The 21,023-nt window shown below is 59.9% G+C and carries 11 protein-coding genes and 1 riboswitch; of the genes, 4 read left to right on the forward strand and 7 right to left on the reverse strand.

The window, feature by feature from the left end; translation table 11 throughout:
• Positions 1-96: 96 nt before the first annotated feature.
• Together JIN78_RS02180 and JIN78_RS02185 are read left to right on the forward strand one after the other, a co-directional pair.
• Positions 97-531 carry a YlbF/YmcA family competence regulator gene (locus JIN78_RS02180; RefSeq protein WP_200390290.1) on the forward strand — a complete coding sequence of 145 codons (435 nt, stop codon included), beginning with the start codon at positions 97-99 and terminating at the stop codon, positions 529-531.
• Positions 532-641: 110 nt separating this feature from the next.
• Positions 642-2,270 carry a hypothetical protein gene (locus JIN78_RS02185; protein WP_200390291.1) on the forward strand — a complete coding sequence of 543 codons (1,629 nt, stop codon included), beginning with the start codon at positions 642-644 and terminating at the stop codon, positions 2,268-2,270.
• Here the strand turns inward: JIN78_RS02185 and thiC are convergent.
• From thiC to JIN78_RS02220, 7 genes are all read right to left on the reverse strand, one after another.
• Positions 2,267-4,387 carry a phosphomethylpyrimidine synthase ThiC gene (gene thiC, locus JIN78_RS02190; RefSeq protein ID WP_200390292.1) on the reverse strand — a complete coding sequence of 707 codons (2,121 nt, stop codon included), beginning with the start codon at positions 4,385-4,387 and terminating at the stop codon, positions 2,267-2,269. The genes JIN78_RS02185 and thiC overlap by 4 nt on opposite strands.
• Before the next feature lie 92 nt (positions 4,388-4,479).
• Positions 4,480-4,585: riboswitch (TPP riboswitch) on the reverse strand.
• A gap of 53 nt (positions 4,586-4,638) precedes the next feature.
• On the reverse strand, positions 4,639-5,637 hold the full coding sequence (locus JIN78_RS02195) for an aminopeptidase (RefSeq protein ID WP_200390293.1): 999 nt from the start codon (positions 5,635-5,637) through the stop codon (positions 4,639-4,641).
• Entirely contained in the window at positions 5,634-6,056 is a 423-nt protein-coding gene (locus JIN78_RS02200) for a hypothetical protein (protein ID WP_200390294.1), read from the reverse strand. The genes JIN78_RS02195 and JIN78_RS02200 overlap by 4 nt, the downstream gene beginning before the upstream one ends.
• Before the next feature lie 94 nt (positions 6,057-6,150).
• A complete protein-coding gene (locus tag JIN78_RS02205) occupies positions 6,151-6,549 on the reverse strand; it encodes a hypothetical protein (RefSeq protein ID WP_200390295.1) in 399 nt (132 codons plus the stop codon).
• A gap of 64 nt (positions 6,550-6,613) precedes the next feature.
• Positions 6,614-10,378: a BNR-4 repeat-containing protein gene (locus tag JIN78_RS02210; protein ID WP_200390296.1), complete on the reverse strand. Its 3,765-nt coding sequence runs from the start codon at positions 10,376-10,378 to the stop codon at positions 6,614-6,616.
• 720 nt (positions 10,379-11,098) lie between these two features.
• Positions 11,099-13,873, reverse strand: coding sequence for a bifunctional aconitate hydratase 2/2-methylisocitrate dehydratase (locus JIN78_RS02215; protein WP_200390297.1), 2,775 nt, complete (start codon positions 13,871-13,873; stop codon positions 11,099-11,101).
• Positions 13,874-14,064: 191 nt separating this feature from the next.
• Complete coding sequence (locus JIN78_RS02220) at positions 14,065-16,371, reverse strand: TonB-dependent receptor (protein ID WP_200390298.1); 2,307 nt, start codon at positions 16,369-16,371, stop codon at positions 14,065-14,067.
• A 99-nt stretch (positions 16,372-16,470) separates the two neighbouring features.
• On the opposite strand from JIN78_RS02220, the gene JIN78_RS02225 reads away from it, so the two are divergent.
• Complete coding sequence (locus JIN78_RS02225; protein WP_200390299.1) at positions 16,471-18,057, forward strand: choice-of-anchor M domain-containing protein; 1,587 nt, start codon at positions 16,471-16,473, stop codon at positions 18,055-18,057.
• Between the two features lie 61 nt (positions 18,058-18,118).
• On the forward strand, positions 18,119-20,767 hold the full coding sequence (locus JIN78_RS02230) for a choice-of-anchor M domain-containing protein (protein ID WP_200390300.1): 2,649 nt from the start codon (positions 18,119-18,121) through the stop codon (positions 20,765-20,767).
• Positions 20,768-21,023: the final 256 nt, after the last annotated feature.

Below are 21,023 nucleotides of genomic sequence, written 5' to 3' on the forward strand. Positions count from 1 at the left end.
ATTCGTCGCAATTCGCGGGAAAATCCCTTTCTTAAGGCCAAATTCCGCAAATCGCGAGTTGCGGGCGAGGACGGCCGCCGCTAGCGTCCGCTCCACATGAGTATCTTGGAGGACAATTCCCCGGTAATGGAAAAGACGCGCGAACTCTGCGCCTTGATCGCAGAAAATGATGAGTTCGCCAGCCTGCAAAAGGACGTGGAGACCTTTTTTGCAGATGACACCGCTCGCGACAGTTTCCGGCGCGTGCAGGAGTGGGGCGATGAACTCCATCAGAAGCAGCAAGCTGGCCTCGAGCTCAGCGACAGTGAGATCAAGGACTTCGAGTCCGCTCGGGGCGCTCTCTTCGAGAATCCCGTAGCGACCAATTTCCTCAATGCCCAGCAAACCCTGCAAGCTCTGCAGGGCAGCGTGAGCAAGTATGTGGGGATGACCCTCGAGTTGGGCCGGGTCCCTTCTGCCGAGGACTTCGCCGCACAGGATGGCGGGGGCTGCTGCGGAGGCGGAGGCGGTGGTGGCTGTGGCTGCGGTTGATCGCCCACTGGCCAAAATTAATTGCAAAAACCGCTCTCACTCCGGTGAAAGCGGTTTTTTTGGGCCTTGGGGCTTTCGTTCTCTGAAACAAAGTGGTTAGAATCAGCAGAATGAGGGCTGTTGCATGTTGCTTCTTCCTGTTCGCGTGGTCTCTTCAAGCCGATTCCGTTACCAACGGGCGCACGCGGGAGACCTTGGAAACCCTCTCCCAAGTCATTGCCGACACCTCAGCGGAGCTGACCCGGGTGCGCGATTTGCTGAGCCCGGAAGAAGGGGAGGAGCCCTTGGCCCAACAGGAAATCGAGCGTCTACAAAAGCGGGAAGCGGAATTGGCCGCCCGCCTGGAGGAGAATGAGAAAGGCTTTGGTGAATTGGCCACCGGGGTGCGGGCTGACGAGCTGACCACTGCTGATGAGGCCGACCTCGATCCGATGGATGAAGTCCGGGAAATCCTTCAACCGGCGATCAAAGCGGTGAAGGAAGCCACGGCCCGGCCTCGTGAAATCGAGATGTTGCGCTCGCGGGAAGCGCGCCTACTGGAGCAAGCGGAGCTGGCCAAGCAAGCTCTGGCCCGGCTCTCCCGTTGGCAAGGCCTGCAGGGGCATGCGGCGGAAGAGGTCGCCGAACTGCAGGAAATCTGGTCGTCGCGCCAGAAGGACGCTGAGGGTCAGCTCGCGGCCCTGGCCGTTCAGATGGATCAGCAGGAAAGCGAACAAGGCTCCATTCTTAAACCGGTCAGCGATGCCTTGGGGAATTTTTTCAAGGGACGGGGCCTCAATCTCTTGAAAGCCATCGGAGCCTTGGCAGCCACCTGGTTTCTTCTCCGTTGGCTCTGGCGCTGGCTGTTGCGCTTGCCCGTTTTGGCAAAGCGCGACCACGGCGCTTTCGGCTGGCGCCTCTTGGAACTCTCCGCAGTCGTGATCAGCGGGCTCCTCGCCGCCTTTGCCTCCCTGATGGTGCTCTATTACAGCGGAGACTGGCTGCTCCTTACTCTCTTCATCGTTTTCATCGTCGGTCTCGGCTGGACGGCGAAAAACACCATTCCCAAGACCTTCGAGCAGACCAAAATGCTCCTCAATCTCGGTCCCGTGCGGAAAGGCGAGCGTCTCACCTTCGAGGGCGTTCCCTGGGAAGTAGGAACCATCGGAATCTACACCGAACTCCGCAACTGTGAGCTCACGGGTGGCTTGATTCGCATGTCCATTAAACGCTTAAGCACCTTGCGAAGCCGACCCCACGAACCCTCGGAGGCCTGGTTTCCCACTAAAACCGGTGATTGGGTTCTCGCCGGGGGCTCTTTGGGCAAAGTCGTCATGCAAACCCCGGAATATGTCCAGGTGGTGCGGCTGGGTGGGGCGCGGGAGACGTTTCCCACCGCCGATTTTCTGAGCATGGCTCCGATCAATCTCTGCAACAGCTTCCGCGTGACCGTCACCTTCGGCATCGACTACGCGCACCAAAGTATCTCCACTACCAAGGTGGTGGCTACGATGAAAGCCAAGTTGGCCAATCGCATCGTCGACCTGCTGGAGGACCGCGAGCATCTCAACTCTCTCAACGTCGAGTTTGCCTCCGCAGCCGCCTCTTCCTTGGATTATTCGGTTTTAGCTGATTTCAAGGGAGCCGCCGCGCCCCGCTACAACAAGTTGGAGCGGGGAATCCAGAGTCTCTGTGTCGACATTTGCAATGAAGAAGGGTGGAATATCCCCTTTACGCAAATCACTCTGCATCAGGCTTAGGGCGCCTCTGTATATCCTTTTTCTTCCGCATACTTTCTCACGTCTCCCGTGATCTTCATGGAGCAGAAGGTGGGGCCGCACATGGAGCAGAAGTGGGCCGTTTTGGCGCCTTCGGCGGGAAGGGTTTCGTCGTGGAAGGCGATGGCGCGGGCGGGGTCGAGACCGAGGGCGAACTGGTCGCGCCAGCGGAACTCGAAGCGGGCCTTGGAGATGGCGTTGTCGCGTTCCTGGGCGGCGGGGTGGCCCTTGGCGAGGTCGGCGGCGTGGGCGGCGATTTTGTAGGTGATGACCCCTTCGCGCACGTCGTCGCGGTTGGGGAGACCGAGGTGCTCCTTGGGGGTGACGTAGCAGAGCATGGCGCAGCCGTGCCAGCCGATGTGAGCGGCGCCGATGCCGGAGGTGATGTGGTCGTAGCCGGGGGCGATGTCGGTCGTCAGCGGTCCGAGGGTGTAGAAGGGGGCTTCGTGGCACCACTCGATTTGCTTCTGCATGTTCTCCTGCACGAGGTGGAGGGGGACGTGGCCGGGGCCTTCGTTCATCACCTGACAGCCCTTTTTCCAAGCGCGTTGGGTGAGCTCGCCCTGGACCTCAAGCTCGGCGAGTTGGGCGTAGTCGTTGGCATCCGCAATGGAGCCGGGGCGGAGGCCGTCGCCGATGGAGAAGGAGACATCGTAGGCGGCGCAGATGTCGCAGATGTCGTCCCAGTGGGTGTAGAGGAAGTTCTCTTTGCCGTGGTGGATGGACCACTTGGCCATAATGGAGCCCCCGCGGCTGACGATGCCGGTCATGCGCTTGGCAGTGGGAGCCACGAAGCGGAGAAGGACGGCGGCGTGAATGGTGAAGTAATCCACGCCCTGCTCGGCTTGCTCGATGAGGGTGTCGCGGTAGAGCTCCCAAGTGAGATCCTCAATGCGGCCATTCACTTTTTCGAGAGCCTGATAGATGGGCACGGTGCCGATGGGGACGGGGGAGTTGCGGATGATCCACTCGCGGGTGGCGTGGATGTTTTTTCCGGTGGAAAGGTCCATCACGGTGTCCGCGCCCCACTTGGTGGACCAGCGCATTTTTTCGACTTCCTCATCAATGGTCGAGGCCACCGCGGAGTTGCCGATGTTGGCGTTGATTTTGACCAAGAAGTTGCGGCCGATGGCCATGGGCTCGTTCTCGGGGTGATTGATATTGGCCGGGATGATGGCGCGACCACGAGCGACTTCGCTGCGCACGAACTCGGGGGTGATGAGCGCCGGGATTTGTGCGCCGAAGGATTGGCCCGGGTGCTGGTGGTCCATGCGGTTGCGGGCCACTTGCTTCTGGGGGTCGATTTCCGAGGGGCGGGGCATGAGGTAGCCCTCGGGGGTGCCGTTGCTGGGGGAGTTGAGATTTGAGAGCTCAACTTCTTCACCGTTGAGCTTGGCTTTGGCGGCGGCGAGCTGCTTCTCAAGGTCGGCGATTTGCTGTTTGAGTATCTCCTCGCCGGGTTCGTAGCGGTCGGCGACGGTTTGGAAGGCTTCGAGGCGGCCGAGGTTTTCGCGGATGGCTACGAATTCCATCTCGGGGGTGATGAGGCCTTGTTCGGCATACCACTTCTGCGTCACGGGGTGGGATTTGGCGCGGAGGGGTTTGCGCTTCAGGCCGGGGTATTCCTTGAGCTTGTTCTTAGCGGCTTTGCTGGCGTTGTAGGTCTCGGCGTGTTTGTCGGACAGGTAGCCATTGTCCTCGGGCCTGATGTCGCGGCCTTCGTATTCCTCCACGTCCTCGCGGGCGAGAATCCAATCGCGGCGCAGGGCGGGGAGGCCCTGGGTGACATCGCCTTCAAAGCTGGGGTCGCCCCAGGGGCCGGAGCAATCATAGACCCGGATGGGGGCGTTTTCCTCCACCACCCCGTTGCTGTGGGTGGTCTTGTCCTGGCGAATCTCGCGCATGGGGACACGAATTTCGGGGTGGAGTTGGCCCTGCACGTAGATGCGGGTGGAGTTGGGAAAATTGGTGGGATCGGCCTCGATGGCGGCGATTTCGGCGGAGTTGTCGATATCCTCGACAAAGTTGCCGGTGTAGTCGCTGCGCTGATGCGCGTTGTCGGGCGAGAGGGTCTGGTTCTGGTCGTCGAAGGAAGACATGATCGTCGGTCGGTTGGTGGTTGTGTATCAGGCAAAAAAAGAGGCCGTCAGCTGGTGCGGACGGCCCACGGGGCAGGGAATCCAGAAGATTTGGAACGAATCTGGAGACTCCCTACGCCGGTTCTGCCCGGATCAGGTTCGAAGGGTCACGGGCGCACTGGCCCATTCTCAGCCTCGTAGGCTCCCCTGTCTTTGGGGTCGAATGTAGGCGCGGATCGGGAAGGGGAAAAGGATAAATTCGCGGAGGAACGTCAGTTGGCGAGGAGGCTGGGCCCGTTTTTTTCGATTTCTTCCAGAAATGAATTCAGGTTTCCCTGGTGGCGGGCAAGGAGCGCTTGCAGAGGCGGGACGAGAGCCTCGTAGGTGGTGAAGGCATTGAGCCGGGCGTTGTTGAGAGGAGTGGAGAGAAAGTGGTTCGGCTTTTGCTGCCAACCGGCATAAAGATTCTGAATCGTTTCCTTGAGAGCTGCCATTTCGGCTTCCTTGCGCCGACGCATTTCGGCCTGCGGGTGCTCGCTGGCGTAGAGAATCTTCAGGCGGGCAATGGACTCCTCGATCGCGCGGCGAATCTGGGAACGGCGCATGAGACGCAGTTCATAGGCGTGGAGAGCTTCCTGCTCGCCCCGACGGCGCAACCAGCGGCGCACTCCTTCGCGGGCCACCACTTCGGCCAGCGCTTCATTGAAGGCGGTTTCCTCCTTTTCGTAGTAGCGGTGGTGGGTGAGCTCGTGAAAAATGAGTTCCGCGAAGTCGACCTGGGGGTAGTCGATGAAGGTGTTGAGAATGGGGTCATGGAAGAATCCCAAGGTGGAGTAGGCATTGACTCCTCCCAGATAGGTCTCGAAACCCCGGGCTTGCAGGTTGGCCACGGCCTTTTGGGCGTCCTCTTTGGAAAAAAAGCCGCGATAATTCTGGGAACCAACCACCGGATACCACCAGGTGTGGGGCTCGAGAGAGAACTTGGGGGCGGCATGGACGATGAAGACCACGTGGTCTCGCTTGAGGTCCGCGTAGTGGCGGTAGGACCCTGAGGAGGGCAGCCCCAGCTCTTGTTCTGCAAAATCAACGATCTCTTGGCTGAGGCGAAGCTTTTCGGCGAGTTCCCCGCTCGTCTCCGGATCGGCCAGGACCCGGGCGATGCTTTTCTTGGCAAAAGTGATTTCAGCCTGACCGCGGATGGCCTGGGTGTAGTAGGAAAAGGAGGAGCAACCCGTCAGGAGAAGAAGAGCGGGGAGGAGTAGAGCCTTCACGATTCGCGGAGGACCTCCAGCCGCTTGTTGGTTTCGTCGAGCAGAAACACCGACCGCCGATAGTCGATGAGTTCATTGACATTTTTGAGGGCGTCCTTGGACTGGTCCTGGACCTGCATCACCAGGCGGCCGACTTCACTACCGGGGATGGCGGCGACCAGACTGGGATCCTCGACCCGTAGAATGAGCTCGGAGGGGCGGAACCAGCGCTTGTGGAGGCGCACCTCGGCCACCGCCGGGTAGGGGATGGCAATGGTGGTCATCTCGCCGGCACCGCCGGTGAAGACGTTGCCCTTGAGCCTCCAGTGAAGATCGAGATTCTCCGCGTGGAAGCGCAGTTGTCCCTCCACCTCCTCGCGGCCCAGGGCATCGGTCGCGGGAATGGTGAAGTGCAAGTTGATGGGCTGGTTGGCAAACACAGCGGAAAGCTAGCAAGAATTCTTCCCGGGCTGAAAAGAAAAATCAACGCCGTTCGGGTGGCCCGCGACCGCCCTTTGCCCGCTGGAGAAGAGCTTACTCGAGTTCGTCGGCGACGAACTCTTGCACCAGGTCCAGCAGCTCCTCCATCCCCGCCGGAAGCTCTTCTTCAATGGTGGCCAGGTAATCCGATTCCGTCTCGCTGTAATCCCCGCGTTCCTGGCTCTGATTGCCACACCAGCGGCTGGCATTGAGCGGATCCACGATGGCGGTGGCCCCGATGATATCGAAGGATTTGATGATCCGCTGGTGGTCGATCTCGCTCTGCCAGAACTCATGCAAGCAGTCCTCGCTCTCGAGAATGGGGACTGTCTCGTAGACATCTACGAGCGCGCGCTCTTCGCGGGTGAGGGCTCGCTCCGCAGATTCACTATCGAGACGATCAATGAGAATTTCAATTTCGTCCGGCCACTGAATAGATTCCAAAAACAGCATCGCGGGGGACCTAAAGGAGCCGGGCGCTCTTGCCAAGGGAAACTCATTTTTTCGTTTCCAGACTTCATTCGACCCTGATTTTGAAGAAGCCTTTGCCGAGGGCGGGGTCGATGGAGACCGCTTCGGTGACGAGCGTTCCAGAACCCGCGATTCCGGTTTTCAAGGAAATCCAGTCTCCGTCTCTTAGATCGGATTTATAGAGAATGGTATAGGTGCGTCCGGCTTCCGAATCCCAGCTGAGGGAAACGAGACCATTGGCACCGAGAGAGAGAGAGTCGACCACCGGAAGCAGGGGGGCAAAAATTTCCCGCACCCGCACGTGGTCAAGGAAGATTGTGTTGTCGCCTCCATTGAGATTGGTGCCGACGAAGGCGAGGGTTGTCTGCGTTTGCTCGGCTTGGAAGGTGACCGCATAGTCGGTGTAAGAGCCGAGGGCCTGGGGAGGCTCGAAGCTTCCGGCCACCGCGCCGCCAATGGTGACCTCGAAGGTTTGGCCGGGCTGGCCTCCCGCTTTGTTCTGCCGTTGGGAAGCTGCAAAAAGAAGCTGGTAGCTCGTGCCGGGAGTGAGGCCTGAGAGGACTTGCGAGAGGCTTGTTGTGCCTTGGATGTAGGCGACCTGGGTTCCCTCCGGGGCTTCGCTGTTTCCGGCGGTGAAGGCGCTGCCATTGGTGGCCACGCCCGCGCCCGCGAAGGTCCAGCCTGCGTTGCTCGGGCTGGCCAGGAAGTTGTCGGTGGCCGGGGTCTCGAAGTGAAAATTGGCCAGCTCTTGCTGCAGAGCGCTGTAGACGAGAATCTCCAGCCTCGCCTGGTGCGAGCCTCCATTGCCATCGCTCACCGCGACGGTGAAGGTGTTGCTCCCGGCATCACGAGCGGAGGGCGTGCCGGAAAGAACGCCGTTCGCGGTCAGCTGCAGCCAGGCAGGACCGGAAAGTTTGGAGAAGGAAAGGGCGTCACCATCGGGGTCTGAGGCGAGGGAGCTCAAGAAGGCTTGATAGGGCTCGCCTTCGTGGGCGGCAGTCGTGGTGAGCAAGTCGGCAGAAAACTGAGCCGGGCTGTTGGCGATGAACAAGCGCACATCGTCGATGAACACCATGTTGTCTCCTCCTGCCAGATTGGTGCCCGCGAAGGTCACGGTATGGGAGGTCTCGGCCGCGATGAAGCCGGCCGCGAAGCGTTGGTAGGCAGTCTCTCCCTGATTGGGGGCGAAGTTCCCCACCACGACACCGTCAACAATGAGGTCGAAGGTCTCTCCCGCCTGGCTGGGGCTCTGTCGCTGGGCGGCGGCAAAGTCCACATGATAGGTGGTGCCGGGAATGAGGTCGGCAAAGGTCTGGGAAAGGCTGGCCGTTCCCTCCAGGTAGGCCACTTGCGAGCCCTCCGGAGCTGCCTCGTTGCCGCTTGTCAGTGCGCTGTCGTTGGCCGCCAGTCCGGAAGGGCCCGCAAAGGTCCAACCGGCCTCGTCGGGAGTGGGGAGGCTGCCCGCGATTTCCGGATTCTCAAAGCCGGCATTGGTGATAAAGGGTTCCAGCTCGATGACCTCAAGCATGTTGGCGGGAGGCAAGGGACCCGGGGGTTGCCGGTCGTTGTTCGCGCCCATTGTTTCCCAGTGCATGAGGTAAGGACCGAGTTGGTCGATATTAGCTGAGATGGGACGGGCGTAGCTGCCCGCGAGAGTGACCTCATTCAGTTCTTCCGGATAAGAGAATTGGAAGGCACGGGTGGCGATGGGTTCCAGCGTCTCTTCATCGATGATGAACTCGCCATCGCCATACTGGGAATGGCTGTAGGAGAGGCCCAGCTCGCCGTTGCCGAGCTTGCGCAACCCCCGCATGGTGATTTCAAAAAGAAGGGAGCCTCCGCCGCCGAAGTTGTATCGATAGAGCCAGTTGCTCACGCGCTTTTCTTCCCAAGTCCCGTTTTCGCGCAGGCGATAGAGGTAAAACTGCGAGTTGCCCAGGTCGTCATATTTCATGTTGGCCAGGACGATGCGGTTTTGCGAGTCGAGCACGTGGGCCTGCACCCCATTGAGAATGCCTGTGCCGGAGGTGGTTGCCGAGTCATCGACCTTGAGCCCGTTTTCACCAAAAACCATGGGGCGGGCGACTGGCGTTCCGCTTGCCGTCTCCCAGTTGATGAGGTCCCGGCTGCGGGCATAGGAAAAATCGTGGTTGGTGGCGGCATCAGGAGTTCCCCGCCACACCCAGTAGAGGTGGTAGTAGCCATCGGCCTCGTAGTAGGGCCCTTTCATATAGGCATTGCGCTGTCCCTGGCCGTCAATGAGGGCTTCGTCCAGGAAGCGGCTCCAGGTCTGCGTTGTGGGATTCCAGATGTTGTAGACTTCGTAGCCATTACCACTCCAGCCGTAGCGATAGTGGAAAAGGAGTTCCCCTGAATTGGTCATGAGGAAGTTCGGGTAGGTGACGTTGTCCTCCAGGCTGCCGACCATCGTGTTGAGCTCGAGGAACTCGGAGGCGTCGTAAGGGCGCGTGGAGCGGAAGTAGACCAAGGGGACATTGTGCATGTTTCCGCTGATGTGAATGTAGCCCTCGTTGTCCACGATCAGGGTCACATAGTTGTGGCTGTCCCAGCCAATGCGGGAATTGAGGGTGACGGTGCTGAAAGAGTTTTCTCCCAGTGTGCGGTAAGCCACCGTCATGTTCTTGTTGTCATCATAGTAGACCAAGACGTGTTGGTCCCCGGCGATGGCTTGGGAGTAGCCTACCGGAAAAGAGGATTCTACCAAATCCACCGGAATGCGCCGGGCGACGCGATACTTCTTTTCGCTGACCGTCTCGAGGGCGACGGAGTAGAACAAGTCGTCCCGGCGGGCGATCTCGGCATCGATGCGGGCTTCATCCCAGGATTGGTTGTCGTAGGCTGTTTGCAGTTGGTCGCGGTAGGGGATGAGGTCGGTCCGTCCGTAGGTGTCGATCGGGACCTCGAATTCCCCGATGTAAGCGGCGAGCCGGTTGTAGGGCGGGTAGGCCTGCGGAAGCTCGTCCATGGCAAGATTCAGATTGGCCATGGCGTCGAGGATGCTTGCAAGGGATTGGCCCGTGGCGGGGTCTTGGGCTGCTGCGATGGCTGCGGCCAAGTCCGCCCCGGCGGGGAGATGGAATCCGCCCGCGTCGTATAGGCTGCGGGCTTCATTCGTCAAAGTGCTGAGTAGTCCCTGGTAGGTCGCCAAGTCGTCGTTGTCGGTGAAGAGTTCCACTTGGTGGAAAAATAAACCGGCCTTGTCGCCTGAACCGGAATTGGCACTGCCTAAGCCGAGTTGGATGCGCCCATTGGTGGTTTCGGTTAAGGTAAAGGGGACCGCAAATTCGGTCCATTGTTGGGAGGGAAAGCTGCTGAGGGTGGAAAAAATTTCGCTACCCTCCTCAGTGACGAATCCCGAGAGGTTGATGGTCTCTTCCCCGCTGTTGGCATTGAAGGCCTGGAAGCGAATGAGGTAATCGCCGGCAGGCAGAGTGACGGATTGTGAGTATTTCGCAAAGCCGCCCCAAGCGTTGACGATGCCCAGCGCGGCCCCCTCGTTGTTTCCTTCCGGATCCGTTGCCGGAACCACTTTGCCATGAAGGGTGTTCTGGTGACCGTAGGAATAAGTGGCCGCTACCCCCCAACCTCCTTTCTCCAGATCCCAACCGGCGACCTCATCGAAGGTCCCTCCATTGCCGGCATAGTCATTTCCGTTCGTGGCCTTGTTGTGAACGTCGGCCGTGAAGTCGGCATTGAGGAGGAAGGCCCGGCTCAGGTCCAGATGGGGCTCTCCTTGCAGCCCAACGGTTGCCAGAAAGAGAAGGGATAGCTGAATGAAGGGAAGGCGCATGGTATTAAGAATAGATCCGAAATCCTGTGGTGAAGAGTCCCTTGGGAGCAGGGCCTTGCAAGGAGGTGAAGCGACAGGAGATCGGCCCACCTTAGCAGGGAGCCGGAACCCGTCTATCCTCGTTTCGTGGGAGGAGGGACCGCATGACCGGAGCAATGGCTCCCGCGAAGAGGAGGAAAAGCCGGGGTGGGGAAAGGGAGCGCGTGCCTTTGCGCGCCCCATTGTTCCGGCAAGACCCGCAAGAACGAGGCCGTTTCTCTTGCTCTTCCGTCACCGGGCTGTGAGGTGAGGTGGGTGGAGGCACCTATTACGGTGTTCCTTCCGGCCGTTTGGGAATTGGTTTCCGAACGGCCTTGGGAGGATGGCTTCTTCGGGGAGGGGTGTTTGCCCTCGATTCTGACTCAGCACCACGAATTTCATCGAGGTCTTTTGTGTAGCGGGGCTGCGTGTCGTGCATGACCGCGTAGGCTCCGACAATCTGGTATTCAACGTCCTCGGCTTCGAACGTGGGTAACAGATCTTTGAAGTCGGAGTTTATCGGGCTTCATCCCCTTTAAGCCGACCCAGTAGTCTTCGACAAGCTCCCATGCAGCCTGAAGCCTTGCCGCGCACCCTGTTTCCTGCCATTGGCGGATCCGGTAGGCGCGGCCTTCTTCAAAAGATGTCAATTTGGCGACAGGCCAATGGGAGCGATTGCGAATCGCTTTTAGGGTTGGTTCTTTAGGCGACAAGTTCCGTCGTGGGCGGGGCGAAGGTGGTGAGGTCGATGCCTTGGACGGCGACCTTGTATTCGTCGAGGTTGGGGGTGCGGCCGAGGATGGAGCTGAGGACGACGACGGGGGTCGAACTCAGGAGGGATTCGCCCTTCTTGCGCTCGGAGTCTTCCACCACGCGGCCTTGGAAGAGGCGGGTGGAGGTGGCCATCACGGTGTCTCCTTTGGCCGCTTTTTCCTGGTTGCCCATGCAGAGGTTGCAGCCGGGACGCTCGAGATACATCATGTTTTCGTATTCGGTGCGGGCGGCGCCTTTGGGGGCGTTGTCGTCGAATTCGAAACCGGAATACTTCTGAAGGATGTCCCAGTCGCCTTCGGCCTTGAGTTCGTCAATGATGTTGTAGGTTGGCGCGGCGACAACGAGAGGGGCATGGAACTCGACCTTGCCCTGAGCTTCTTCCAAGTTCTTGAGCATCTTGGAGAGAATCTTGAGGTCACCCTTGTGCACCATGCAGGAGCCGACGAAGCCCAGGTCGACGGTCTTACTGCCACCATAGTAGGAGAGGGGGCGGATGGTGTCGTGGGTGTAGCGCTTGGAGACGTCTTCGTTGTTGACGTCGGGGTCAGCGATCATGGGCTCGACGATCTCGTCGAGATTGACCTCGAGCTCGGCGTAGTATTTCGCGTTCGCGTCGGGGGCGAGCGGTGGTTTTTCGCCGGAGTGAATTTGCGCAATGCGCTTGTTCGCCTTGTCGATGAGGCCCTGGAGAACCTTCTTCTCGTTATCCATGCCCTTGTCGATCATGACCTGGATGCGGCTTTTGGCGATTTCCAGAGACTCGATGAGGGTCTCGGGCTGGGAGATGCAGATGGAGGCCTTGGCCTTCATTTCGGCGGTCCAGTCGGTGAAGGTGAAGGCCTTGTCCGCTTGCAGGGTGCCGATGTGGACCTCGATGATGCGGCCCTGGAAAACGTTGTCGCCCCCGAATTTGCTGAGCATCTGGGCCTGGGTGGCGTGGACGACGTCGCGGAAGTCCATGTGGGCAGCCATTTTTCCTTTGAAAGTCACTTTCACGGACTCCGGGATGGGCATGGTCGCTTCGCCGGTGGCGAGCGCGAGGGCCACGGTGCCGGAGTCGGCTCCGAAGGCCACGCCCTTGGACATGCGGGTGTGGGAGTCGCCGCCGATGATGATGTCCCAATCGTCCACGGTGAGGTCATTAAGGACCTTGTGGATGACGTCGGTCATGGCGTGGTAACCGTCCTTGGGGTCGCGGGCGGTGATGAGGCCGAAGTCGTTCATGAACTTCATGAGCTTGGGGATGTTGGCCTGCGCCTTTTTGTCCCAAACCGAAGCGGTGTGGCAGCCGGACTGGTAGCCGACGTCGACGATGGGGGAGATGGTGGTGGCGGCCATGGCTTCGAGCTCCTGGGAAGTCATGAGCCCGGTGGTGTCTTGGGAACCGACCACATTGACCTCGACGCGCACATCGGAACCGGCGTGCAGGGGGGCGTTCGAGGCCGTGCCCACGGCGTTCTTGTTGAAGATTTTTTCCACGGCGGTCAGTCCCTGTCCTTGGTGGGAAATTTCCTTGGCCGGGGCGTAGACGGCGGGCATTTCGCTGCCGAGAGTCTCGGCGGCAAAGGTCTGCAGCTTTTTCCCGAAGACGATGGCGTAGGAGCCGCCTGCTTTGATGAACTCGACCTTCTGTGGGGTGAGGGCGGCGGAAATGTCGGTGAGGACCTTGCCCTCGGCGTCGCAGAGGGTCTTGTCTTTGGTCTTGATGGTGAGCAGGGTGCCGGTTTCGACCGAGTAGGTTTGCTCCAGCATGGCATCGCCGTTGGCGTCGGTGACCACCTTGCCTTCGCTATCGGTTTTCTTGACCCAGTTCTTAAGGTCGATGCCGATACCGCCGGTCACACTGACGGTAGTGAGGAAAATGGGGGAAATGCCATTGGTGCCGGCCACAATCGGGAAAATGTTCACGAAGGGCACGTATGGGCTCGCGGGCTTGCCGGTCCAGAGGGCCACGTTATTGACGCCGGACATGCGGGAGGAGCCCACGCCCATGGTGCCTTTTTCGGCGATGAGCATCACGCTCTTGCCGGGGTGCAGTTTCTGGAGAGCTTGGATTTTCGACTGGGCCTCGGGGGAAATCATGCACTTGCCATGCAGCTCGCGGTCGGAGCGGGAGTGGGCTTGATTGCCGGGGGAAAGGAGGTCGGTGGAGATGTCGCCTTCGCCAGCGATGAAAGTGACGATCTGGATTTCTTCCGGGACGTCGGGGAGTTTGGTAAAGAACTCGGCTTTGGCATAACTCTCGAGGAGGTCCTTGGCGACGGCATTGCCCGCGGTAAAGGCGTCCTTGAGGCGGGCCATGTCGGCATCATAGAGAAAGACCTGCGTTTTGAGGACTTCCGCCGCTTCCCGGGCGATGGCGGGATCTTCGCCGAGAGCGAGATTGAGGAGGGTCTCGATGGAGGGACCGCCCTTCATGTGGGACAGAAGCTCAAAGGCAAAGGTCGGCGTGATCTCGGCCACCGCTTCTTTGCCCAAAATGATGTCCTCGAGGAATTTCGCCTTTTCGCCCGCAGCGGAAGTGGTGCCGGGGAGAGTGTTAGAGATGAAAAAGTGGAGCGAGTCCTCACGATGCTCATGGGTGGGATCCTTGATTTGAGCGATGATTTCCGCCAAGAGGTCGGCCCCGTCGATGGGCTTGGGGTGCAGGCCTTCAGCTTTGCGTTCTTCAATTTCAGCGAGGTAGTCCAGATAGAGGCTCATATTTTTCGTGGGCGAAGAGTGACTGATGGGGGGGGATTTGAAAACGCTCAAATCGGGGAATTCTGGCAGCGGCAGAGCAACTGCCGCGCCACTTGCAAGCGGTGAGGGGAGAAATGATGACGCCTGATTGCTCTCGGCTGTGGAAAGGGAGACCTTTCGTGACGCCGCCGCCGGGTGGCTCTTCTCGAACGCTAGAACACCCAGCGGACTTCGCTGCTCAATCCGAAGCCCGGGAGAGGGGTGGTGTCCTTGCGAAAGGAGGTGTGATCGCGCGCTTCCTGATCGAGGAGATTGCGAAGCTGGAGAGAGATTTCCCAATCGCGAATTTCGGGATCGGGCGTCCAGTTGAGGGAGGCATTGACCATCAGGTAGTCCCCGCTTTCTAACTCGGCGACGGGAAACTCGGCGGCCTCTCTTTGGGCAAAGACGTAGCGCATGTCGAGAGCGGCCCGCCAGTGCTGGAGCTCCCAAGTCAGCTCCGCGCCGAGGCGTGCGGGCGGGATGCGGGGAAGGGGGCTGTCGTCGCGGTCGCGATCGAGTCCACGCACGAGGTCCCCGGTCAACCGGGCCTGGATAAGACCCCATCCTCCGGGATCGTCACAGAGAAGGTGGTCGATGCTGACTTCCAAGCCATAAAACTCGGCTGCGGTTTCGACATATTGGGCGGTGGGCGCGAAGCTGACCCCGCGCTGATCCTGCAGGAAAACGTAGTTGGCAAAGTCGTAGTAGAAAAGGTTCAGCCCGGCGGAAGTATTGGCCCACCCTCCTTCGAAGGAGAGCTCGACCCCGGTGGATTCTTCCCGTTTGAGAACATCGCCATCGAGGTCGCCGCCGATGAGAAAGCGTCCGAGAGCCGCATTATGGAAGAAGGCATAACGCTCGTGGGCGGTGGGCTGGCGTTCCAGGCGCGAGATAGTCAAACTGGTCGTCAGGTGGTCCAGCGGGCCCGGGTGAGAATGGTCGTAGCTGAGGGTGAGCGACTGCGAGAAGGAGCCGCCCTCGGAGCGGAGCGTTGAACCCAATTGGTCGGTGAGGGAGGTTTCCAGCTGGTCCCAACGAAGGCCTCCTTGCAGGGTAAAGGCTCCCAGTTGCCATTGTTCGAGAGCAAAGAAGCCGAGCCCTGTAGAGGCAAGGGTGGAGTCCTCACAAAAGGCGGTTGGGGGCGGGACGAGGAGGCGGGTGAGGGCGAGTTCTTCGTTGCTGAAGTGAGCTCCCCAAATTCCGGAAATGAGGTCGGCTTCTTCTCCGTGATGAAGCTCCAGCCGACTCTCCCAGGTGGTTTTTTGAAAGGTCGTTCCGGTAAAGTCTCTTCCCTGGTCCTTGCCTTGGCCGGAGAAATTTTCGTCATGACCATAGTTGCCATACCCCAGACGCCAACGGGCTTCGCGCAACCAGGAGCCGCCATCACCCCGATAACTCACCTCGAGATCGGAGCGGTCGAGATGGGCCGCGATGTCGTAGTCGCCGAAGAAATCCGTTTCGTCTCCCGGATAGAAATAAGGCAGGCCGTAGTTGGTCTCGAAGCGGTGGTGGGAAACTCCGAGGGAGAGAAAATCTTCCGAGCCGAGGCGGCCGCCAAGGGTCCAACTGGTGCTGTTGTGAAAGGAATTGGGGAGGGTGTCGGAGGAATTGGAAACGGGCACAGCGCCCACTCCGGGGACGAATTGATGGGGTTGCACGAGGCTCTCGTAGGCCTGGCTACGCGCCCGCCCGGGGATGGAAATGTCGCCAGCGGAGCGATGGCTGGCCGAAAAGCCCAAAGCGGCCTGCTCGTTGCGGAATTCTCCCGCAGTGGCAAAGTGGTGACCATCGCCCTGGCTCTCATAGCCAGTCATGGCGGTGGCGGTGAAGGGCTCTCCTTCCTCGACGGCAGGAATCGTGCGGGTGCGGGTATTGATGGCGCCGCCAATTGCGGAGTTGCCAAAGAGAAGAGAGCTTGGACCCCGATGAATCTCCACCTCCTCCATCATCAGGGGGTCGATCAGCACGCCGTGGTCGGGGCTGTCTTCACTGAGGTCCATCGTGCCCAATCCGTCTCGCAGCGTGCGCACCCGCACTCCATCGAAGCCGCGAATAATGGGGCGGGAGACCCCCGGTGAATAGGAGCTGGCAGTGATGCCGGGCTCGGCGGCGAGGGTCTCGCCCAAGGTGGCGCGCTGCTTGCGGCGAAGAGGAGCGCCTCGTAGCACGGTGGCGCTGGGGGAGGCAAAGCGCAGCAACGGGTTCTCGGCCAGGGGGGAGCCCAGCAGCGTGGCTTCGCCTCTTTCTCCTTCGGCCTCCACCGTGGTCGTTGGCAGGAGGGTCGGCGAGAGATAACTCAGAGGGGCTTCCGCGACTGCCTGCACGGTGCTTTCCGGCAGCTCCTCAATGTCTTCCGCAAGGGTTTCTTCACTCCAAAACTCCGTGGACGGGAGAGACTCCTCCGCCCAAGAAACGAGAACCGAGCTGACAGTGAAAAGGACAACGGCGGCGGGACTTTTTTTTCGCTTGCTAAGCACGGGCGCTTTATGGCCTCTCTCTCGCCGTAAATGCAACTAAGATGCGTTAAAGGGTCGCTTTTTCTGGTCCGGAGTGGAATGTTGTTCGTTGGTTGGATGGTGTCTTCGCCCCTTCCGGCGGTGGATCTCATCTACGGTCATTATGAGGTCCACACCGACTACGATCCGGACGAGGGATGGAGCCTGGTGAATTCCTACAATCTCAACGACGATTTCAATGATCGGTCTCAGATTCGTCGTCTCGCTGCGGCCGAGACCCGTCTCATCGCGCCTCCTCGTTCGGAGGGGGTGCTCACCGACAGCTTGTCTTTCTTGGGAGAGGTCGGCCAAAAGGCGTGGATCTTGCCGCAGAGTTTTCAGGTTGGGAACCAGTATCTGGGGATGCGGGTGATTGTGGATCCTTTTGTTTTTCAGACCCGGGTGGGAAATTTTTATTCCAACTCGGGCATTGGCACCATCAGCCTGCGCTTGGTGGCCGCGACGGGCACCGGGATGGAGCGGGGCGGACATTTTGCGCTCTGGGAGAATGGGAACTTCGGGGAAGCCGAGGTTTATTACAACACCGCGGACGGCTTGTCGGCTGAAGATGAGATTCCCACTTTGCCGGCTGCGGCGCACAGCCATTTCAACTGGGGATTCACTGCGCCGGGCACCTACGAGCTCGAGTTGGAGGCTATGGGGCGCCTCCGCGGCACGGGGACGGAGACTCGCGCGGCACAAGTTTTTCAATTCGTGGTGCCGCACTCCGGGGTGCTTTCTTCCTTCTCGGGATCGATTCTGCATCAGCAGGGGCGCTGGGAGTTGGCGCTGCGGGATGAGGCCGGAGAAGTTCTCTACGGCGAGAGAAGGGCGGTGGTGGAGGTTCCAGCCTCCACCACTGGAGCGGGCTATCAATGCGCTTTTCTTCTGGAGGCGGGAGGAGGGGATGAGCGCGATGTGGTCGGCTTGCCTCGCGAACTGGCGACTGCGGGGGCTGCAGACTCTTTTGCCTCCGTGGACGTGCAGCTGGTGCATCATCTGGGGCCGGGAGAGCTCGTTGTGGGGGAGCTGCTCTCCACCGCCGACGGTCTCGACGGGGACGACTCCCTGAGCCTGACCTCTGACGTGGAAGGGATTTTGCATTTTACTGAGAAAGGGATTCACACGCTCACCTTCGAACTGCGGGGACGCGATGAAGAGGGCTTGGTGGTTTCCCGTAGCCAAGGTGTGGTTCGTTGTCTGGCGGGCTTGAGGGCCTCCTATTCCTTCGCGGAGTGGGCTGACAGCTACGAGCGGGCCCATCAGTTGGCGGCGGGGAGTTTGGCCGACCCGGCAGGGGATTGGAACGGGGACGGGCGGAGTCACCAATGGGACTACTTGATGGATGCGGCAGGGGCGAATCCGGTCACCGGTGCAAGCGCGTCTGTCTGTGCGCAACTTTCGCCGGACGGGGGGGAAGGGCGATTGATCTTTCTACGGGACCTCTACAAGGACCCCCTCGCGGGCCAGTCCCCGCGCCTGGTCTCGGAAGCCAGCCAGGACTTGGAGCTCTGGGCCACCATCGAACCGACCGCTCCGGGATATCCCTTGGAATTGTTCGAGACCGGAGCAGAGGAAGGGAATGCGCTTTCCAAGTTCATGATGAGAGCTTTGAAAAGGGAGACGCCGCCCTCGGGTCGCGATTTCTTCCGCCTGCGGGTCAAGTGAAACGCCAGAAAATCGCGTTTACTGTTGCAATTTTATTGCGTTAATCTAGGTCTCGGCGCGCATGAAAGCGTCATTTATCGCAGTGGTCCTGTTCCCGGTCTGGGTCTCATCGGTTTTTGCGGCCGCCCCGGCAAGTCGGGAGCGGGACCTCATTACCCAAGTTCACTGTGATGTCGTGAACGTGTCCTTTGGGGAGGGAACTCTCGCCCTAGGGAGTCAGGCCGATCTGGAGGGACAACTTGGCGTTCCTGTCGACCCTGAGGTGGGTCTTTTCAATGTGGAAGAGGCAGCGCGCACGCAAGTTCCCGGGGTGGCGAGTTATGCTTTTTTGGGAGAGGAGGGGAGCGATGTCTGGATTGCGCCTGAGAGCAATCCCAACGGGGCGCTCTTGTGGCCGGGGTTCAAAACCGAAGGGGTGCCTGCGGGAGTTCTTGACGAGAACGAAATCACTCTCCGCCTGCAAGCGGTGGAGGGCCCAGGGGAATTCCAGCTCTACCAAACCACGCCCTTTGGCGAGCCGGTTCGGCTCTTGAGCAGTGAGGGCACAGAGCTGAGAGAGTGGACCTTGCCCGCCGGGGTTCATGCTCATGCTTCGTGGGCCTTCACCGCCGCAGGGCGCTACACGCTCACCTTCCGGGCCTCGGCAAGGGTGGACGGCGCAGAAGTCTCCGCCACTCAGGATTACCACTTCCATGTGGGTGAGGTGCCTGAAGCGCTGCAAACTACTACTGATTTAGTGGTTTCCGCTCCCGAGATCACGCGAGGTAGTGAACTTTCTCTGACTGCGGCGGTGAGCCCCCTGGCGGCGGGATATGTCGAATTTTACGAAGGGACGAAGCTCCTGGGCCATGCCCCGGTGGTTTCGGGAACGGCTCTCTTTGCCACTTCCGAGCTCCTGTTGGGCGTGCGGCCCTTGAGCGCTCGCTTTGTGCCAGCGTGGCTTGACGAGGCCCTGCCTTCCCAGTCCGCGTCGGTGGCTGTCACGGTTCGCGATGAGAGTGGTGCGGTTTTCTCGCTTTCAGGTATTGCGGCTTCCTATTCTCCGGGAGAGACGGTGCGGGCGCAGGCCGATGGGTATGCCTTGGGAGAAAACGAAGAATTGCGTTGGCGGGCCCGTCATTCCGAAAGTGGAGAAACCACCTGGAGATTGATCTCGGGCACCGACCGTTGGGAGCAAGAGGTGGATGCCTCCTGGCAGGGGGTCTCCGTTTGGGCTCAAATTTATCACACCGGGGACAATGTGGTCGTCGCCGAGACGGCTCGGGTGGAGCTCGTGGTGCCCGGATGGATCGAAGCTCCGACCCTGACTTGGCTCAATGGTCCGGAGGTCTTCCTCGGGGATCAAGGGCTTGCTACCGTGAATGCTCCTGCGGGCCTGCAAGAAGGTGATGAACTGGTGGGGGCCTTCCGACAGGGAGGATTCTGGCTTCCGGAGTATGCTCGCCCCATCGTTGAGGGCCTCTCACTCACCCACAACACCTTGTTCAATTCCTCGGGACAAGTTCACATCCATGTCGTGCGGGAGGGCCAGGTGATAGCCATGTCCCAGCCGTATCCCACCAAGCATCTCCCTCGCGAGGTGTTGATCCAAGGGGCTCGGGGAATCTATCGCGAGGGCCAATCCTTGCGCGTCAGCGCGACGGTGTATCCCCCGAGTGAAGAGTTGACCTACACCTGGCGGTTCACGGATGGGGCCGGGAATCGAACGAGCGAGGAAGTGGTGCCCGATGAGGACGGGAACTTCGCTTTTGAACGCTCTTTGACCTTGGCGGATGATGGGGGAGAATTGCGGCTCTCGACCACCTTTCCCACGAGTCTCGGCTTTGAGAGTGGGGCGGGTCATGCCGCGATTGAAATTCATGTCTCCGATGCCGGGCCCGGTGAACAGTTGGTGGCCCTGGATAGTCTGGCTGACCACTATCATCAGGGAAATACAATTCATCTCAATCTCCAGGCAGAACCCTCCCTGGCGGAAAATGATGCCATCCATTGGGAATGGCGTTGGCCGGAAGGAAATTGGGCTCCTCTGCCGGGAATTGCTGGCGAGACGGGCTCCCTCGTGGCCGAGCAAGCTCTCTCGGGGGCAGAAGTGCGGGTTCGCGTTCTCTTGGCCGCGACTGGAGAGGAATTCGTCACCAATGGGGTGGTCATCGACGTTGATGACCACGGGGCTCCCCCCTTGCAGCAGCTGGCCCTGACCGGAGACGTCGCGGTCACCGCCGGGGACCTCGTGATATGGCAGGCTCAAGTGACCCCGGGCTCCCTTCTGGCAAGCTATCGCTGGGAAAGAAAGCTGGCCGGCGAGGGTGAGTTCACCATCCTGGCCGAAGAAACTGCCGCCACGCTGCAAAGGCTCGCGACTTTGGCTTTGGACGGAGCGCAGTTTCGCTTTGCGGTGATCAACCCGCTTGGGGAGGTGGCCTACGGCCCGTCCGAGGCGGGCACTCTTGCCGTTGCTCCCTTGCAGGTCACCAGACCCCAGCTCACCCTGACCGCTGGAGAGTCAGGATGGTCCTTGGGGATGGCCGTTCCCGACGCTGCTTCTTACCAGTTGCAGTTTTCTCGCAACCTGCAGGAAGGCTCGTGGCAAAATGTCGGGGAGACTTTCTCTGGCGGGGGGGACTGGCTTCTGCGGACTGTGCCCGCCGATTCGCCTCGCGGCTTCTACCGCCTCCGGGAAGTGACAGAGGGTTCTGCTTCGAAGCTCTGAGCGGCATACCCCGCTTTGAAAAAATGGAGCTCTCCACCTTGCCTGTCGGGTCATGGATGACCCTCGGAAAGTTGCCAAACCTATCTTTCCTCTTTCGATGATCCCCTGCACAGGGTAGGTGAAGAGAAAATGAAACGCTTTCTCTTGTTTCTACCCGAAATCCCATTCGCGTCAGGTTAAGGCTGTGAGGCCTGATTCTATGGGGGATTTGCGGGTTCGTCGGTCTCTTTTGAGGTGCCGCGGATCAGGACTAAAA

The sequence above is a fragment of the Roseibacillus ishigakijimensis genome, from assembly GCF_016595415.1.
GTDB classification, from domain to species: domain Bacteria; phylum Verrucomicrobiota; class Verrucomicrobiia; order Verrucomicrobiales; family Akkermansiaceae; genus Roseibacillus; species Roseibacillus ishigakijimensis.

Excerpts from the sequence above, each read along its gene's own strand:
- JIN78_RS02180 (WP_200390290.1), top strand. The coding sequence starts at position 97 with ATGAGTATCTTGGAGGACAATTCCCCGGTAATGGAAAAGACGCGCGAA.
- JIN78_RS02215 (WP_200390297.1), bottom strand. The coding sequence starts at position 13,873 with ATGAGCCTCTATCTGGACTACCTCGCTGAAATTGAAGAACGCAAAGCT.
- JIN78_RS02230 (WP_200390300.1), top strand. The coding sequence starts at position 18,119 with ATGAAAGCGTCATTTATCGCAGTGGTCCTGTTCCCGGTCTGGGTCTCA.
- JIN78_RS02205 (WP_200390295.1), bottom strand. The coding sequence starts at position 6,549 with ATGCTGTTTTTGGAATCTATTCAGTGGCCGGACGAAATTGAAATTCTC.
- JIN78_RS02185 (WP_200390291.1), top strand. The coding sequence starts at position 642 with ATGAGGGCTGTTGCATGTTGCTTCTTCCTGTTCGCGTGGTCTCTTCAA.
- thiC (WP_200390292.1), bottom strand. The coding sequence starts at position 4,387 with ATGTCTTCCTTCGACGACCAGAACCAGACCCTCTCGCCCGACAACGCG.
- JIN78_RS02210 (WP_200390296.1), bottom strand. The coding sequence starts at position 10,378 with ATGCGCCTTCCCTTCATTCAGCTATCCCTTCTCTTTCTGGCAACCGTT.